14 protein-coding genes are annotated in these 16,839 nt (G+C 47.6%); 5 read left to right on the top strand and 9 right to left on the bottom strand.

The genetic code is table 11. From position 1 onward, the window contains the following. Positions 1–125 precede the first annotated feature (125 nt). The 3 genes from smc to ACFQS8_RS05385 all read right to left on the bottom strand — a co-directional run bounded on the left by smc (position 126) and on the right by ACFQS8_RS05385 (position 5,167). A complete protein-coding gene (gene smc, locus ACFQS8_RS05395; protein ID WP_382166240.1) occupies positions 126–3,602 on the bottom strand; it encodes a chromosome segregation protein SMC in 3,477 nt (1,158 codons plus the stop codon). A 20-nt stretch (positions 3,603–3,622) separates the two neighbouring features. After that, on the bottom strand, positions 3,623–4,330 hold the full coding sequence (locus ACFQS8_RS05390) for a thioredoxin domain-containing protein (protein WP_382166239.1): 708 nt from the start codon (positions 4,328–4,330) through the stop codon (positions 3,623–3,625). Between the two features lie 120 nt (positions 4,331–4,450). Next, positions 4,451–5,167 carry a DUF721 domain-containing protein gene (locus ACFQS8_RS05385; protein WP_382166238.1) on the bottom strand — a complete coding sequence of 239 codons (717 nt, stop codon included), beginning with the start codon at positions 5,165–5,167 and terminating at the stop codon, positions 4,451–4,453. A 47-nt stretch (positions 5,168–5,214) separates the two neighbouring features. On the opposite strand from ACFQS8_RS05385, the gene ACFQS8_RS05380 reads away from it, so the two are divergent. Both ACFQS8_RS05380 and ACFQS8_RS05375 read left to right on the top strand, forming a co-directional pair. Further along, a complete protein-coding gene (locus ACFQS8_RS05380; RefSeq protein WP_382166237.1) occupies positions 5,215–6,297 on the top strand; it encodes an A/G-specific adenine glycosylase in 1,083 nt (360 codons plus the stop codon). Positions 6,298–6,397: 100 nt separating this feature from the next. Further along, the gene (locus ACFQS8_RS05375; RefSeq protein WP_382166236.1) at positions 6,398–7,060 is read left to right on the top strand and encodes a M23 family metallopeptidase; all 663 of its coding nucleotides are present in this window, start codon (positions 6,398–6,400) and stop codon (positions 7,058–7,060) included. Positions 7,061–7,066: 6 nt separating this feature from the next. Here ACFQS8_RS05375 and ACFQS8_RS05370 read toward each other — a convergent pair whose 3' ends face one another. Beyond that, positions 7,067–7,456, bottom strand: a complete 390-nt coding sequence (locus tag ACFQS8_RS05370; RefSeq protein ID WP_382166235.1) for a VOC family protein — start codon at positions 7,454–7,456, stop codon at positions 7,067–7,069. A 150-nt stretch (positions 7,457–7,606) separates the two neighbouring features. On the opposite strand from ACFQS8_RS05370, the gene ACFQS8_RS05365 reads away from it, so the two are divergent. Beyond that, on the top strand, positions 7,607–8,191 hold the full coding sequence (locus tag ACFQS8_RS05365; RefSeq protein ID WP_382166234.1) for a hypothetical protein: 585 nt from the start codon (positions 7,607–7,609) through the stop codon (positions 8,189–8,191). On the opposite strand, the gene ACFQS8_RS05360 is transcribed toward ACFQS8_RS05365, so the two are convergent. The 4 genes from ACFQS8_RS05360 to ACFQS8_RS05345 form a co-directional block, all read right to left on the bottom strand. Continuing rightward, on the bottom strand, positions 8,188–9,279 hold the full coding sequence (locus tag ACFQS8_RS05360; protein WP_382166233.1) for a site-specific DNA-methyltransferase: 1,092 nt from the start codon (positions 9,277–9,279) through the stop codon (positions 8,188–8,190). The two genes, ACFQS8_RS05365 and ACFQS8_RS05360, sit on opposite strands and share 4 nt — an antisense overlap. Positions 9,280–9,457: 178 nt before the next feature. Then, on the bottom strand, positions 9,458–10,609 hold the full coding sequence (locus ACFQS8_RS05355; RefSeq protein ID WP_382166588.1) for a PA0069 family radical SAM protein: 1,152 nt from the start codon (positions 10,607–10,609) through the stop codon (positions 9,458–9,460). 131 nt (positions 10,610–10,740) lie between these two features. After that, positions 10,741–11,382, bottom strand: a complete 642-nt coding sequence (locus tag ACFQS8_RS05350) for a TIGR04282 family arsenosugar biosynthesis glycosyltransferase (protein WP_382166232.1) — start codon at positions 11,380–11,382, stop codon at positions 10,741–10,743. A 9-nt stretch (positions 11,383–11,391) separates the two neighbouring features. Continuing rightward, the gene (locus ACFQS8_RS05345) at positions 11,392–12,078 is read right to left on the bottom strand and encodes a TIGR04283 family arsenosugar biosynthesis glycosyltransferase (protein WP_382166231.1); all 687 of its coding nucleotides are present in this window, start codon (positions 12,076–12,078) and stop codon (positions 11,392–11,394) included. A 245-nt stretch (positions 12,079–12,323) separates the two neighbouring features. Here ACFQS8_RS05345 and ACFQS8_RS05340 point away from each other — a divergent pair, with 245 nt between their 5' ends. Further along, on the top strand, positions 12,324–14,042 hold the full coding sequence (locus tag ACFQS8_RS05340; RefSeq protein WP_382166230.1) for a hybrid sensor histidine kinase/response regulator: 1,719 nt from the start codon (positions 12,324–12,326) through the stop codon (positions 14,040–14,042). Here the strand turns inward: ACFQS8_RS05340 and ACFQS8_RS05335 are convergent. Further along, positions 14,039–14,851: a uracil-DNA glycosylase gene (locus tag ACFQS8_RS05335; RefSeq protein WP_382166229.1), complete on the bottom strand. Its 813-nt coding sequence runs from the start codon at positions 14,849–14,851 to the stop codon at positions 14,039–14,041. The genes ACFQS8_RS05340 and ACFQS8_RS05335 overlap by 4 nt on opposite strands. A 106-nt stretch (positions 14,852–14,957) precedes the next feature. Here ACFQS8_RS05335 and ACFQS8_RS05330 point away from each other — a divergent pair, with 106 nt between their 5' ends. Next, entirely contained in the window at positions 14,958–16,643 is a 1,686-nt protein-coding gene (locus tag ACFQS8_RS05330) for an electron transfer flavoprotein-ubiquinone oxidoreductase (protein ID WP_382166228.1), read from the top strand. The last annotated feature ends 196 nt before the right edge of the window (positions 16,644–16,839 follow it).

Here is a 16,839-nt window from a genome sequence, read left to right as displayed (position 1 = left end):
TCGTCGTCACAGCTCAGCTCGCCAAGCTTGGCCGGAAACTAGGCAAGTATATTCACGAAGTCAAGCCAATTTAAATATAGCTAGTGGTTTGAAATTTATATGTATTTCAAATATTTGGTCGGTTTTTATTGGGCTGCGACCAATTGTTCCGCCGACTGAAGGTCGACTGAAACGAGTCGGGAGACCCCGCGCTCCTGCATTGTGACCCCATAAAGCCTATCCATCCGCGACATTGTCACTGGATTATGCGTAATGACAACGAATCGTGTGTCTGTTCTTGAACGCATTGTATCGAGCATGCGGCAAAACCGGTCGACGTTTGCATCATCAAGTGGTGCATCTACCTCGTCGAGTACACAAAGCGGCGAGGGTTGGGATAGGAAAACTGCAAAAATAAGAGCCGCTGCGGTAAGCGCCTGCTCCCCGCCTGACATAAGGGAGAGTGCGGACAGCTTCTTGCCTGGTGGGCATGCGAATATCTCTAGACCTGCTTGTAGTGGGTCGTCGGACTCCGTCAACTTTAGCTGTGCTTCGCCGCCTTCAAACAAGGCTTCAAACAATACGCGAAAATGTTCAGCCACTTTCTCAAATGCTTCTAATAATAATTCACGCCCCTTCGCATTTAGAGCATGAACACCTTCTTGGAGTTTGGCGAGGGCTTGGTCTAAATCTTCACGCTCTCTCAATTGAGTTTCAAGGCGGTTCGCGGTTTCTTCAACTTGAAGATCAGCTTCCATATTTACCCCGCCCAAGCCGTCACGTTCACGGGTGAGGGTGTTTAGCTGGGCTTCTGCGCTAGATAAATTGAAAATGGTGTCAGTGTCTGACTCTTCTGCACTGGCTATCAAATTGTCTGCGGATTCTTTTAGAGCGTTGAAGTCTAACGATAATCTTGATTGGATGTTCTCACCAATTTCAATTTCGCGACGTTGGGCTGATTCTAATCGCGTCTCCGCACGAATATGAGATTCTCTTGCTTTTGAGACATCATCACGTGATTTTCGGGAGTGAGATTCAGCTTCTCTGAGTTGAGTTTCGAGTGCTGAAACAGCATCGCTTGCGTCTTGACGTTTTGTCGTTGCTGCTTCCAATTGGGTGTTTAATTCATCTAATTGTTCTTTTAAATCAGATGGTTGAGCTTTGGCACTCTCTAATTGTCCTCGTATTCCTGTGCGTTGAATATTGAGATCATCTAGGCGTTTGTCAGCGGTTTCGGCGCGGCGGGTCCAGTCTTGGATTTCGCGCTTTAGCGCATGACGACGCCCATCAATACGCGCTTGTTCATTGTCTAGATCACTAAGGGCATTATGAGCGTTGCGCTCTGATTCTCGTTGTTCGCGAATGACGGTTCTGAGTGTATCTAATTGTTTTTGTTCGTTTTCCGATGGGCCGCTAGTGAGGAGCTCTTGTGCGGTATTGATGTCATTTTGCGCAATGATGTGTGCATCTTCAATGCGAGCAATATTGTCATTAATAGAGGAAGCGCGCATGGACAAGCGTTCCATGGCTTGAGTGTTGTGCAACGTGTCTTCACGTGCTCTGCCTGCCTGCTGGGTTAGGTCAGGTATTGCTCTTTGTGCCGTCTGGGCGGCTTGTGCTGTTGTCTGGGCTTGTTGTGTGCAGGTTGCCTGTTTTTTGCGAAGCGTGTCAGCTTTCTTTTTGGCGGTCATCAGCTCTTTTTCGAGCGCGGTTATACGTGCGCGTTGTTCCAGTTTTTCACTTGCCGAACTTGGTGCTTTGGCTGTGCGGACATATCCATCCCAACGCCACAAATCTCCCGCTCGGGATACTAAGCGCTGTCCTTGCATTAACTTGGCCTGCATGAGGGCCCCATCTTTTGCATCTACAAGTCCGCATTGAGATAGACGTGCAAGGAGCGTTTGGGGAGCTTCAACAAGGTCTGACAGAGGGGTGACACCGTCTGGCAAATTGGATGCAGAGGTGCCGTGAGTGTCTGACCAAAATTGAGCATCATTTATATCTGTTGATGCATTTAAATCATCGCCGAGTGCAGCAGCGAGCGCACGTTCTAGTCCGGCCTCTGGGTGCGTGTCATCAAGAATAGGCGCAGATTTTTGTGCAGACGAATGCCCCTGTAAACGTTTCAAACCGGAGATTTCAGCTTCAAGTGCGCGGATGTTTTTTTCAGCCTCTTGTAATGGCAGGAAGCTTTGCTTCTCTGCTTCACGCGCAGATTGAGCTTCTTGGTCGGCTTTATGAGCTGCAATATTGCCAGCTTCTAAAGCCGCGCATGCATTTTCCAATATGGATTGAAGGTGTGCCTGCTTTGCTTCAAGTGCTTTAATGTCGCCAAGTTCAGCCAAGCTAGCTATGGCGCGATCATGTTCGGCTTGTAAATTTGAGAGCGTGTTTTGAGCACGCTGTAAGGACGCTTTCGCGCTGTTTTCCTCTGCTTGGGCAGTGGCGAGTTTTTGGGAGAGCGCATCTGCTTGTGTTTCCAAAGAGATGAGTTTTTCACGCGCTGCTTCAAGGTTGGATTTTAGTGTTTCTCTTTGAGCATGGAAATGTTCATTATTGTCTACGGGAAGAGAATCGAAACTGACTTGTGCACGTTTGGCTGAATTTAAGGCTTCTTCGCGCAAGCTGTGTTCGCGGGATTGGTCATCAATGACGCGCTGTAAATCTTGTTCAAGGCGCGTAATAGCACTTGAAGCAGCTTTGCGTTCACCATCTAAGCGGGCGCTTTCGAGTTTGAGAATGCCAAGCTGTGCTGCTGCTTCGGCTTCAAATTCACGAAGAGGTGGGATTTTTTCGCGCAGTTCAATTTCCGCCGCGAGCGCACTTGCTTCTAGTTTGGCGGCTTCTTGCGCGAATTTTTCTGTTTCAGCGACGTTTAGCTGGGCTTGAGTCAATTCTTCGCGTGCAGCTTGCCATTTGAAATAAGAGATTTGAATTTCGAGCGCGTCGATTTGTTCTTGCAGGGCACGGTATTTTTTGGCGCGTGAGGCCTGACGTTTTAATGTGTTTAGTTGTTTGTCCACTTCGCCAATGATTTCATCAAGGCGCGAAAGACTTTCAGCAGCACCTTTGAGTTTTAGTTCAGCTTCATGGCGGCGTTGGTTAAGCCCAGCAATACCGGCAGCTTCTTCAAGAATGCGGCGACGGTTTTGTGGTTTTGATGCGATAAGTTCGGAGATTTGTCCTTGACGGACAAGGGCAGGCGAGTTTGCGCCCGTGGATGCATCGGCAAATAGGAGTTGGACATCTTTGGCGCGTACTGTGCGGCCATTGATTTTATAGGTGGAGCCTGCGCCGCGTTTCAAGCGCCTGCGCACTTCCAATTCATCACTATCATTGAGTTCAGCGGGCGCGGTGCGCGCTGAATTATCGAGAATGAGGGCGACTTCTGCTAGTTCTCTTGAGGGGCGGTTGGATGAACCTGAAAATATCAGATCATCCATTTCCCCGCCGCGCATTGCGCGGGCCGAGCTTGCGCCCATGACCCATCGCAATGATTCGAGAATATTGGACTTGCCACAACCATTGGGGCCGACAATGCCTGTCAGCCCTTCGCGTATCGCAAAATCAACCGGATCAGCGAAGGATTTAAACCCTACAATTTTTAATCCGGTGAAATGCAAATTGGTCCGTCTCTATGTGGTTAGTGAGCTTCTGCTGCTGTTTCTTCAGTAGCGGGAGCTGATTCTGCAGGTGTTTCAATCCCTAATGCTGCATTCAGAAGACCTTTGATTGCATCATTTGTCATGTCTTTTGATTCAACTTTAACACCATTGATGAAAAGCGTTGGTGTTGAAGAAACGCCTGCTTCGCTTGCAAGATCTGCTGTGCGCATAATCTCGTCCATAACAGGTGTCGATGTCACACATGCTTTGACATCAGCTTCACTCATGCCGTGACGGGCACCAATTTCCACATAAGCTGGCAATGCACCGCCTGAACTTTGGGCTGCGTCGAAAATTTCACCTTGGCTAGTGAATACATCATCGAGAACTTTGTAATATTCATCTGTTCCTGCACAACGCGCGAGTGCGGCACCTGCGGCAGCCAATTGAGCGGGCGGTGTTGGAAGGTCACGATAGATGAGGTTGACTGTGCCTTGCTCGATAAAGTCTTTCTTGATGTTGGGAAGAATTGTTTTGTGGAATGTACGACAGTGGCCACACGATGTTGATGCGTATTCAATGATCTGGACTTTAGCGTCTTTATTCCCAAGAACGACATCACCTTTTACATAACTAATGCCTGACTTTGAATCTGAAACGTCTGATGCAGGTTGTGTGTCGGCCTGTGAGCAGCCTACTGCAAGAGCTGCAAAAGCGACGGCTGAAAATAGGTTTTTAATAAGCATGAAGACGTGTCCTGTATGCGTTTGGAGATGCGTGTGACCGCCATCTCAATATAAGAATTATGTAGCTTGATAGTCTGAAGTTATAAATAGGGCAATTCAACGACTTGTGATCGACTTTGTTTATCGCGATTTAAAAGATCGTACACGTCGTGCTGGTGATGCGGATGCTTTGGCTTTGCGTGCAGCGTTAAGTGTTTCCTGCTTTATACGGATTGCCTCACCCAGTTTCTGCAATGCCTTTCTTACAATTGGGCTTTCCACATCTGCAAGCTCTGCCTCTATTTGTGCAGCTTCTTGGGGGGTGAGCCTATGTTTGAGTTTTGTCTGCGGCTTAACGGAGGCGTGCTTGGTTTTGGTTTGTTGCAAGCGAATGCCTTTAAAGCGCGCACCGCTTCCTGCATTGACGCGCTCTAAAATGATGTCGGTTTGGTGTTTCAGCTTGAGGGCGGCAGCGGCTGAATTGACCTCTAGCACGAGAACATAACCCGTTGTTGGTTTGAGGATTTGAACAGGCTCACATAAGGCGGCCATATCCACGCCAAGAATTTCAGGCCAGCGGCGGCGCAAGGAAGATAATGCTGCGCCGGAATCCTTGCCACGCAATTGGGGATACACGGTTTTGTACATGGTTTTAGAGAGGGGGCGGGCTGTCTCATACACTGCGCGGCCGCGACGTCTCTCTAAATCTTGTTTGATCTGGCGCATAGGGTCGATGTGAGTGATTGCGCCGAGGCCGTGTTCTGTGTCGAGTTTCTTGCCACGCAATTGGGCAAGCTTCTTCATTGCCTCTGCTTCAGCTTCAGGAGAGTTTTGCGGTGTAATTGGCGGTTTGCTCATAAATGTAGAACTTGCAGAATCTCTTAAAAACGGGAATGACCTCATGCATGGTAAACGTAAAATCACCGTCCGTTAAGACTCAGTTTTCATCCGCAGCACAGGATTTGCTAGATTGGTATGATAAGCATGCGCGTCAATTGCCATGGCGTATTGGGCCTCAAGCGCGCAAAAATGGTGTGATGCCTGATCCTTATCGGGTGTGGTTATCTGAAATAATGTTGCAGCAAACGACTGTGCCCCATGCTGCGCCATATTTTGAGAAATTTACAACCCTATGGCCAAATGCAAATGAATTGGCTGAGGCTGAAAATGATGATGTGATGCGCGAATGGGCGGGGCTTGGCTATTATGCGCGCGCACGCAATCTGCACAAATGCGCTAAGGCTTTAGCAGAGTTGGAGCGTTTTCCCGATACAATTGAAGGATTGCTGGCACTGCCTGGCGTGGGGCCATATACGGCGGCGGCGGTGGGCGCGATTGCGTTTGATTTGCCGATTGCGCCTGTGGATGGGAATGTGGAGCGTGTTATCTCGCGCTTGATGACGATTGGCGGGGATGGCTCTGCGACTGGATGGGCGGCGGATAAGAAAGAAATCACGCAATGTGTGCAAGCGCTTGTGCCGAAGCGCTCGGGGGATTTTGCTCAAGCTATGATGGATTTGGGCTCGGGAGTGTGCACGCCTAAATCACCCAATTGCGGACAATGCCCTTGGGCTAAATATTGCTTGGCGCACCGCGAGGGCAATATGGAAAGCTATCCTGCAAAAGCCAAACGTAAGCCGCAACCTATCCGCAAGGGGCGTGCCTTTATTGTGGTGAGTGAGGGGAAGGTATTGTTGCAGCGGCGTCCTGATAAGGGGCTGCTAGGGGGAATGCTTATGCCGCTTTCGAGTGAGTGGATTGAAGCTGAAGGTGGCACAGATATCCCTTTTCCGCTGGAGGCTGAATGGCAAGCTAAGGGGCAGGCGCGGCATGTGTTTACGCACTTTGTTTTGCATTGGGATGTATTTGTTGCACATGTGGACGCACGGCCAAATTCTCTTGAGGGGGACTGGATCGCTATGGATAAAGTGATTGATTCTGGGGTGCCGACAGTGGGTAAAAAGGCTTTGAAACTGGCTTTGCTTTAAGGGGCTTTGCGTAGCGGTGGACTGAAGATTAAGGATAATTGATTAGATTCAAGTCCAGCCCTGCAATAGCGTGCGCTTCGTTGATTGTAGGAGTGTGTGCATGTTTGGCTTGGTGCGGAAATTAAATAGATTGCGCGGATTTGCGGGCGCTGGATGTGTCGCTCTATTGCTTGCGGGGTGTGCGTCTGGTGCGAGCAATCAACGCGGTATGGTGCAGGTTAAGCTGCCTTTCCCAAGTGAGTTATCCCTGTGTCCGAATATGCGCGTGAGCAATGCACCAGCAGCGGATGGGTATCGGAAAATTGATCCATACCGTAAATTGGTGGCGCTTTCTAAACGTGTTGTTGTTGCGACAGCGCCAGTAGAGGCGGGGTGTTTATCCTCTGGTGTTGGGATGCGGTCGGGGCGATTGCACAAAGGCTATGATATTTTCCACCCTGTGCCTGTAAACATTTATGCAGCCGGCGAAGGCAAAATTTTAGAAGTGAGCTACCGTAATGATTACGGGAATATGGTGCTGATTGATCATAGGGATGGTTTCTTCACGCGCTATGCGCATTTGGAAACGATCAACCCTGATATCAAAGTGGGGCAGAAAGTTGCGATTGGTCATCCATTAGGACTGATGGGAAATTCTGGAGATGGCAGCTTGGCGCGCCACCTACATGTTGAATATTTGCACGGTAATTACAACACGCGAAAAATGTCGTTTGGGTTGAAGCCATTAGACATTTATAACCTGCAATCGCTTCCTGCTTTTTGAAGTGTATTATTTGGGCTGGAGCATATCCCACTTATTGCCAAAAGGGTCCTGCCATACAACGACTTTCGCATAGGGTTCATCGCGAGGCGTTTCGAGGAAAGTGACACCATTGGCTCGCATAGCGGCATAGTCCGCGTCGAAATCATCGGTTTGTAAGAAGAAGCTTACCCGGCCGCCGGTTTGATTTCCGATTGCTTTTTCTTGGCTGGGTCCGTCTGCTTTTGCGAGGATGATGTGGGTTTGCGGTGCGCCCTTGGGGGCGATGACGACCCAACGTTTTGTTGGTGAGCGCGGCGTGTCTTCAATCAAGTTGAAGCCAAGCTTGCCGACATAAAACTCTATGCCAGAATCATAATCAGGCACGAGAAGAGAGAATGCAGCGATAAATTGAGCCATGACCTTCAACTGAGGTGATTTCACATGAAGGTCAAGTTAGGGCGATAGGTAGGACTGGCAGGTTTCAACGCAGAATGGTTGTTTGAAATTAGGTTGTTTCGTGTATTGTCGACAAGATAAATTGATATAAATACGCGACGAGGTTGGAATATGGCTGGGTTTGAGGGGGCTTTGTCGGGAGCAGTAGGAGGTATTATTTCTTCACTGTTCGCGGGGTGGGTTTTGCATAAGCTTATTGCACACTATAAAAATAAAACACCCTTAGAGGGTGAGTTGGGAACTAAATCTATAGATATATCAGCAGGTTTTATGTGGGCGCTGACGCTTGCCTGCTGGAGTATTGTACTTTTTGCTTTTGTCGGCATTCTACTTTTTAGTGAGAAAGAGCCTAGTTTATGGGTACCGGCATCTGGCCTCATTATTTTGTTTGGGGGTATGGGGTGTTTAGGTCTGTGGGGCGTGCAAGCAGACTACAAAGTTTCTTGGAATGAAGAAACTTTAAGCGGCCCTAATCATCTAAAGTACGCAATGTTCCCAGATAGAGTGGGGACTGTTTTGATGAGTGATGTGATTCGAATAGGTTGGAAGGCGTCAGGGTATATCTACGCTGAGACTAAAGATGCAGAACGGATATTTTGGATGCCTTACCACAAAGGATATGCAGCTTTGATGCAGGCTCTTCTAGAAAGGCATCCTGATTTAGAGATCGATGAACGAGTACTTCAACTACTTTAGTTTAAGCCCATTTCTGTGCGGAAGCGGCGGCGCAAGAGATCAATGGGTGCAAGACCTTGATCGGATTTATAGTGCCAGAATGTCCAGCCATTACACGAAGGTGCATTTTGAACTTGCGCGCCAAGGCGGTGGATTGAGCCAGTGTCGTCACCATTGGCCAAAGAGCCATCTGCACGCACGCGGGCAATGTGTTGTTGTTTGGGACAGTAAAGGCGGTCGCCTGGACGTAAGAAGCCGCGCTCAACAAGTGCGCCAAATGGGACGCGGGGTGCTGCGCGTTTTGGCTGCGTAAATTCTAGATCAACATCATCCACTTTACGCACGTTATCAATGCGCGCTTGGGCCACGGCTGCATAGTCGTTTTCACGCTCTAAACCGATGAAATGACGGCCAAGCATTTTAGCAACGGCACCAGTTGTTCCTGTACCAAAGAAAGGGTCGAGAACAGTGTCGCCTTGTTTTGTCGTCGCCATGATTACGCGGTGAAGCAGAGCTTCTGGCTTTTGCGTTGGGTGTGCTTTTTTACCATCATCTTTTTTAAGACGCTCACCACCTGAACAGATTGGGATTGTCCAGTCAGACCGCATTTGAACATCATCATTTGCTGTTTTTAGCGCGTCGTAATTGAAGGTGTACTTCTTTTGCTCTTTGGATTTTGTCGCCCAAATCAGTGTTTCATGTGCATTGGTGAAACGTGTGCCTTTGAAGTTTGGCATTGGGTTAGATTTGTTCCAGATCACATCGTTCAGAATCCAGAAGCCCAAATCTTGAAGCTGAGAACCAACACGGAAAATATTGTGATAGGAGCCAATCACCCAGATTGCACCATCATCTTTAAGCACGCGACGCGCAGCTTTTAGCCAATCTTTGGTGAAATTGTCATACGCTTCAAACGACGCGAACTGGTCCCATTCATCATCAACAGCGTCCACTTTGGAGTTGTCGGGACGCACAAGGTCACCGCCAAGCTGAAGGTTGTATGGAGGGTCAGCGAAAACAAGGTCGACAGATTTCTCTGGCAAAGCATTCATAAGTTCGATGCAGTCGCCAATAAGAATGTGATCTTTTGGGAAATCTAATTTCGACATGTGTTGCTAAAGCTCCAGAAATAACGAGTGATTCGCTATAAGGAAGCCGAATTCAGGTTAAGAAACTCTAACGATTCCAAGAATTTGCAGAGAATCGAGGTTAATCAAATATTACCGCATTCTGAAAAATTATGTATTTCCAATGAGATGAGTCATTGGGGGAGTCCAGACAAAAGTTTTAAAAAAGATCCATTTGTCGATATCCATTTGGTCTAGGTGGGCGAAAAAGGTCTGTGCGGAGGGATGTTTTGGTTTTCCCTAAGCCATAACGTGTATTGGCGAGCTTGAAGCGATGGGCGATAAGTTCTGCATAAGGGCCGGTACCGCGTTGGCGCAAACCAAAATCTGATTGGTAATCCTTTCCAGCACGCATACTGCGGATAAGCTTCATAACTTTTGCGGCTCTATCTGGGAAATTGATCGTCAGCCATTCTTCAAAAAGATAAGCAATTTCATGGGGCATGCGTAAAAGAACATAGCCGGAAGCATCTGCGCCAGCCTTGGCGGCAGCTTCCAATAAATTTTCAATCTCCATGTCATTTATGGCTGGAATAATGGGGGCCGTCATGACGGTAACGGGGATGCCTGCTTGTGTAAGTTGGCGCATCACATCCAAGCGGCGATGGGGTGCGGCTGCGCGTGGTTCCATCGTGCGGGAGAGATGATTATCCAATGAGGTGAGGGAGATGCAAACGCGCACGAGACCTTGCTCTGCCATTGGCGCAAGAATATCCAAATCCCGTAATACAAGCGCTGATTTTGTGACGAAAGCGAATGGGTGCTTTGCCTCTGCGAGGATTTGTAAAACTTCCCGCGTGATTTTTAAATCCCGTTCAACAGGTTGGTAGATGTCGGTATCACCGCCTAGCATGATTGTTTTTGGGCGATATCGTGGTTTTGATATTTCAGCTTCCAATAAGCGCGGGAGGCTGGGCTTGATGAAAATTTTACTTTCAAAATCAAGTCCCGCAGACAGACCCGCATAGGTATGATTGGGCCGCGCATAACAATAAATACACCCGTGTTCACAGCCTTTATAGGGATTGAGCGTGCGATCAAAGGAAAGATCAGGAGAAGCGTTATAGGTGATAGCTTTTTTGGGCTTTTCCCGAATAGTTTCGGTACGAATAGGTGTTGGTTTCTCGTCAGGAATATCGCCCCAACCATCATCAAAGGGCAGCGTGCCATAACTTTCAAAGCGACCTGACGCATTGGAATTTGCGCCTCGACCACGTGCGCGTGCTTGTGTGGCTTCCCAGCCAAACTCACGCGGAAAAGCGTTTGCATAATCTGCATCATCTGCGGAAATGGGAGGTGTATTATCTATAATGCGATGACGGTCCGCACGGGGAGGCTGACGTTTCTTTTTTGAGTTTTCCACAATTGACCGCCTGATTATTGTTCTTGCATTTTACGAATAAAGAACAATAACAGAACAAAACAAAAACACAATCTGCGTCGTTAGGTGTTTTTCTTAAAAATTAGAGGCGGTGTTGAATTGGCTTGTTTATCAGACAGCCATGCTTTGAGCGCCTTGGCATCATCTAAATCAATCATGGTGTGCATGAGTTTTGTTTTTGTGTTTGGAGGCAGGCTAGCTTGCATATCTGCAAGGGCATGGGGGCTAGACCAACGCACAGGATTAAAGGGCAATGGATGGCGACGCAAAGCTTGAGATACGCCAAACAGCCAAAAGCCGCCATCATCTGCGGGGCCAAATACAGCGTCATGACCATTTAAATGCTTGATAGCTGTGTGGATATGAATGGCTTTTATATCAGGGGCGTCTGTACCTACAACGATTACAGGTCCGACTGGAGCTGTGGCAAAAGCATGCGCGAGGCGTTCGCCTAGATTACCCTTGCCTTGTGGCATGCGATTAAATGTTGTTGGCCACAAATGACCATGATGTGTTTGCAAAGCTAAATCGGGAGCAACGCAAATTGTCGTATTCCAATAGCCTTGACTGGCTGCTCGCATAATTTGGGAATGACAAAAACGATTGATACGTTGTGCGTGCGTTGAACCGATATCGCGCGCGAGCCGTGTCTTTGCTGATCCAATGCGGGGTGGTTTGGCGAAGATGAGGAGGTTGGGTTTCATCGCGCGTGACTAGGAATAGAGCTTTGCGAGTTTTTCCGGAGATGCTCCCATAAGATAGCGTGAGAGCAGGAAGGCGTTTTTCCATGCACGCTTACGCCAGCCATAGCGTTCGTATTTGTCGCTGGATGTAATGGCTTTGGTGGTCAAAATACGCAGACGTGATTTGCCTATTTTTTTTGCCATCTCCACATCTTCCATAAGCGGAATATCTGAAAAACCACCAAGTGATGTGTAGAGTTTTCTGTGAATGAGAAGGCCTTGGTCGCCATAGGGAAGACCAAGTGCTCGCACACGTTGGCCTGCGCGTTTTTCGAGCCAACGTGCTTCTTTCGCTGGGCTGTCAAAGGCAAGGGTGAAGGCGGCGGCAAATTCTGGAAACTGCATTTGGGCGCGTATCGCATCATGCCAGCCATGATCGAGAAAGGTGTCAGCGTGTAAAAACAGAAACCAATCAGATTTGGCATTGTTTGCACCAATGTGCATTTGACGGCCGCGACCTTTTTGCGGGCTGCTTATGACGCGACATCCCGCGCTTCCAGCCATGGAGAGTGTATGGTCGGTTGAGCCAGCATCTATGATGATAACTTCTTTTATTAAACCACTTCCAAGCCCTGAACTTAATGCCTCAAGGCAACGCGGCAAAAGCATTTGCGCGTTGAGAGTTGGAATAATGATTGAGAGTTCGCCACGTGTCATAAAACATCTCATAGCGTTATTTTGAGACGATGCGAGTCTTTTTAGCTTTAAGGCATGTGGAATGCATTGAAGTGGTGAAAGTTTGCATTGTTATGCTGAATACCCATAGAGAAATTGTGAATTTGTCGTGCGTTATTCTTAATAATATTTCGCAGCTCGAAACGATTTGTAAGGATTTGTTCACAATACTAGGCCTGAATTCATCAGAAGATGACTCGTTTTTCAATCAGTAAAGGCCGCTCGTTTTGGCATTACAATCAGCTAAAACGTACACTGAAGAGGATGTGGGACCGGAAGGTCTTGCTGAGCTTTTTAGTTCGGGTGTCTTAGATAGCCCGACATCGGGTGCTTTTCAGCGCATAGCTTGGCTTGCTTCAAAGGTTTTGAATGCGCCTATCGCCTATGTGTCGCTCTTGGGCGGACGAAAATACTGGTTGTATAGCTCTGAAATTTGTAATGAAGCTAAGCTGATACGCGGATTGAACCCTGTCGCTGCTGAAAATCGAACAAATGATGTGTTTGAAATTCCTGACTCTTGGGTTGATCCAGATTATTTTGATCTTCCAGCCTGTGAAGATGAAGTTGAAGGCATCCGCTTTTATGCTTCTGCGCCCTTTGCCGGACCGTCAGGGGAGGTTTGCGGAAAGCTTGTGTTAGCGAGCCGAAAACCCAGAAGGCTGACAATGGAGGAGCGGAATGTTTTTCGTTGCCTCGCAGATCAGGTTGAAAGTGAATTGCGCCTTTTGTTGCTTATGCAGGAAGAGGCGTCTTTGCGTTTTGCAGCTACAAAAGCATTCAATGCAAAATCTGCGTTTTTGTCGTTGATTTCTCATGAGATCCGCACACCGATTGCTGGCATTATGGGCGCAACAGATATGTTGCAAGCTAAACTTTCAAAGTCTTCGGAACGTGATCAGCCAGCAGAAACTGAATTGTTAGATACTGTGTGGTCGAGTGCGTCTGATTTATTGCATTTGTTAAATGATACATTGGAAGCAGCAAAAATAGAGGCAGACGGCGTACAGATAAATGTGCAATCATTTGATCTTGTTTTGTTTTGTGACAAGCTGAGACGCCATTTTAAACCTGTTGCTGAGAATAAAAATCTGGTTCTGAGCATAGGTTATGGTGGGCTTGATACGTTCTCACAAAACATACTCGCGGACCCGACACGTATCCGCCAAATATTGTTTAATCTCATTCACAACGCGATGAAATTCACGTCTGAGGGGCATATAAATTGCCGTTTAGAGGTTGAGGACCGTGAAGGCGGTGAATTAGATTGCTTCTTCAAAATTACAGTATCTGATACCGGCCCGGGCATGTCGCCGGAAGTTGTTGAAGATTTATTTGTGCCCTTCAACCAAACTTATTTGGGAGATGACCGCGAATATGGCGGCACAGGTCTGGGCATGTCTCTAGTGAAGCAGCTTGTTGATCGCATGAATGGCGCGATCAATGTGACGTCTGCGATTGGAGAAGGCACGACGATTGAAATCAAAATCCCGACAAAAGAAGTTGTTGAGGATGAGTGGGTTGTTGATGTGCGCCCAGAAACAGAACCTGCGCGAATTGGGCGGCTGGAGAATGTTGATTCAGGTCCGTTGGTAGGGCTTCAAGTTTTGGTCGCTGATGATAATAGCCAAAACCGCTTTATTTTGTCGCGAGTGCTCGAATCATGGGGATGTGACCCTGTATTGGCGGAGTGTGGAAATTCAGCTTTGGACCTTGCAAAGCAGCATTCATTCGATGCGATTATTCTTGATCTGCACATGCCACGCAAATCTGGCTTTGAAGTTGCGAAATCTATCCGGCAACTCACATCATCAACGCGCCTAATTGCATGCAGTGCGGACACGACCCAAGCTGCATATGCAAAATGTCAGGAAGCTGGGTTTGATGATATACTTGCAAAGCCATTTGATTGGACTTTGATGCACAATGCGCTGCTTCGGTGCGTTTAAGGTTTTTGTGTAAGACCTAAATCTTGCGCCAATTTTTCGATTATCTGTAAATCAGCCCATGTTTTCGCTTTTTCGGCGGAGCGATTTAAAAGGTATGAGGGGGCAAGTAGAGGGATGAGCGGAATGTTTGTTCCAAGTCCTTCATGTGTGTAGCTGAATGTTTCGCCGCGAAGTTTGGCGATATTATCGCGCTTACTGAGAAGGGTTTGGGACGCAACTTTTCCAATTGTAATGATAATTTTGGGAGCGACCAATTCAATCTGACGCATCAAAAAGGGTTTGCAAATAGACCATTCTAATTCGTCTGGTACACGATCTCCCGGAACACGCCACGGCATGAGGGAGGCAATGTAAAGGGAGGTCTCGCGGTTCAAGCCAATGCTTGCGAACATTTTGTCGAGCAAAAGCCCCGGAGCACCAGCAGCAGGAAGACCTGCTTTTTCTTCGTCTGTATCGGGTGTGCCGCAAATGATCATGATCTTGGCTTGTGGGTTGCCATCATAGACAACAGTTGAGCGCGCTGATTGGCGAAGATCGCACCCTTTAAAACCGCTAATAACGTCTTTGAGTTCAGCAGTCGATGTGACGCCAGCAACCAGTTTTTGCGCTTCTAAAGCTTGATCCGTGCGCAAACGGCGGGGAGCTTTGGGTGCAGTTGGCGCTGCTTTCTCGGTTGGTAAAGGCGCGCGAGTTGACGGTTGTGCAGCAGGATTAGCCTTCAATGAAACGGGGTGATCAGGCGCAACCCCTGCGTCAATCCACCAGTCTTGGAGGCTTTTTAGTGCTAATTCTTCGCTAGACCATTGCATTTTTGATTAAAACTATCTCTTTTGTTGCGCTGCAATACGGATTAAGTGACTATAAGCGATTATTAAAATAAGAAAACACAGACTGTAAGGGATTCGGGAGAATAGAATGGCATTTGATCAAACAGAGCGTGAATCCATGGATGTGGACGTTGTTATTGTTGGTGGTGGCCCCGCAGGGTTGAGCGCTGCCATACGATTAATGCAGTGTGCGCAAGATGCTGGACAAGAGTTAAGCGTCGTTGTCCTTGAGAAAGGTTCAGAAGTTGGTGCGCACATCCTTTCAGGTGCTGTGATTGATCCAATTGCGCTGAATGAACTTATTCCTGACTGGAAAGAGAAGGGTGCGCCTTTAGAGACACCTATCTCAAAAGATAAATTCATGTTCCTCGGGCCAGCAGGCTCGATCACATTGCCGGAATTTGCATTTCCGCCAATGATTAAAAACCACGGCAATTACATTGCTTCGCTTGGAAATGTATCTCGCTGGTTGGCTGAACAAGCTGAGGCGATGGGTGTGGAAATCTATCCGGGATTTGCTGCATCTGAATTTACCTACAATGAAGATGGCTCGATCAAAGGTGTGGTTGCTGGGGTTGCGGGTATTGGCCGTGATGGTGAGCCAAAACCAGGCGCTGAAGTGGGCATGGAGCTGAACGGTAAATATGTATTGATTGCCGAAGGTGTTCGTGGATCGCTTGCGAAAAAAGTTATTGCTGATTTCAAATTGGATGAGGGCAAAGACCCGCAAAAATACGGCATTGGTATTAAAGAACTTTGGCAGGTGCCGGATGAGGTGTTCAAGCCGGGACTTGCTCAGCACACATTTGGCTGGCCGTTAGATGATAAAACAGGTGGTGGCTCCTTCCTATATCACTTTGGCGACAACTATGTTGCTGTTGGACTTGTGGTTCACCTAAATTACAAGAATCCATATCTTTCACCTTATGATGAATTTCAACGTTTGAAGCATCACGAGGATATCGCGCAGCACCTTAAAGGCGGAAAGCGTGTCTCCTATGGTGCGCGTGCGATTACTGAAGGTGGGTATCAATCTGTTCCTAAACTGACTTTTCCAGGCGGGGCTTTGATTGGGTGTTCAGCTGGTTTCGTAAATCTGCCGCGTATTAAGGGTAGCCATAATGCAATGAAAACGGGGATGCTTGCAGCTGAAGCAGCATTTAACGCGATTGCAAATGGACGCCAATCTGATGAATTGGTTGAATACCAAACCGCTTATGACAAAAGCTGGGTTGCCAAAGAACTTAAAAAAGTGCGCAACGCCAAACCGCTTTGGACAAAGCTTGGTACGACAATGGGAATTCCAGCGTTTGGTTTGGACTTGTGGAGTACGACTTTGTTCGGTGGATGGTCTCCGTTTACGCCATTTGGCGGATCAATGAGACACAAGAAAACAGACGCTGCGAGTTTGGAGCCTGCGAAGAAATACAAGCCAATCAATTACCCTAAGCCTGATGGTGTGTTGTCATTTGATAAGCTGACAAGCGTATCTTATTCCTTCACCAATCATGAAGAAGATCAACCGATCCACTTGAAAGTGGAGGATTTGGCGCTTCAGGAAAATTCCGAGCTAGCTGTTTATGCAGGGCCTTCAGCTCGTTATTGTCCGGCGGGTGTGTATGAGTGGGTGAAAGACGCCAATGGCGCAGATGTGTTCCAGATCAATTCCCAAAACTGTGTGCACTGTAAAACATGTGATATTAAAGACCCCAACCAAAACATAACTTGGACAACACCAGAAGGTGCTGGCGGGCCAAACTATCCGAATATGTAGATCTCCATTCGTTTGGATATTTATTTGATTTTGAAGGTCTGAAATGGGTTTTAAGCACTTTTTGCTTGCGTTAAGCCTTTTTCAGCGCCTTCAAGGTCATATTTTTTCAGCAATAAGCTTGAAAATATGACCAACGTGCCTTCAAGTGCGGCTCTGTTTCGTCATAATGTGTTGAAATACCGTCATGATCGACGAA

It is taken from the genome of Hirschia litorea, from assembly GCF_042665075.1.
Taxonomy (GTDB): Bacteria; Pseudomonadota; Alphaproteobacteria; order Caulobacterales; family Hyphomonadaceae; genus Hirschia; species Hirschia litorea.
This window is presented reverse-complemented; position numbering and strand designations above follow the sequence as displayed.

Excerpts from the sequence above, each read along its gene's own strand:
- ACFQS8_RS05390 (WP_382166239.1), bottom strand. The coding sequence starts at position 4,330 with ATGCTTATTAAAAACCTATTTTCAGCCGTCGCTTTTGCAGCTCTTGCA.
- ACFQS8_RS05385 (WP_382166238.1), bottom strand. The coding sequence starts at position 5,167 with ATGAGCAAACCGCCAATTACACCGCAAAACTCTCCTGAAGCTGAAGCA.
- ACFQS8_RS05380 (WP_382166237.1), top strand. The coding sequence starts at position 5,215 with ATGGTAAACGTAAAATCACCGTCCGTTAAGACTCAGTTTTCATCCGCA.
- ACFQS8_RS05375 (WP_382166236.1), top strand. The coding sequence starts at position 6,398 with ATGTTTGGCTTGGTGCGGAAATTAAATAGATTGCGCGGATTTGCGGGC.
- ACFQS8_RS05370 (WP_382166235.1), bottom strand. The coding sequence starts at position 7,456 with ATGGCTCAATTTATCGCTGCATTCTCTCTTCTCGTGCCTGATTATGAT.
- ACFQS8_RS05365 (WP_382166234.1), top strand. The coding sequence starts at position 7,607 with ATGGCTGGGTTTGAGGGGGCTTTGTCGGGAGCAGTAGGAGGTATTATT.
- ACFQS8_RS05360 (WP_382166233.1), bottom strand. The coding sequence starts at position 9,279 with ATGTCGAAATTAGATTTCCCAAAAGATCACATTCTTATTGGCGACTGC.
- ACFQS8_RS05350 (WP_382166232.1), bottom strand. The coding sequence starts at position 11,382 with ATGAAACCCAACCTCCTCATCTTCGCCAAACCACCCCGCATTGGATCA.
- ACFQS8_RS05345 (WP_382166231.1), bottom strand. The coding sequence starts at position 12,078 with ATGACACGTGGCGAACTCTCAATCATTATTCCAACTCTCAACGCGCAA.
- ACFQS8_RS05335 (WP_382166229.1), bottom strand. The coding sequence starts at position 14,851 with ATGCAATGGTCTAGCGAAGAATTAGCACTAAAAAGCCTCCAAGACTGG.
- ACFQS8_RS05330 (WP_382166228.1), top strand. The coding sequence starts at position 14,958 with ATGGCATTTGATCAAACAGAGCGTGAATCCATGGATGTGGACGTTGTT.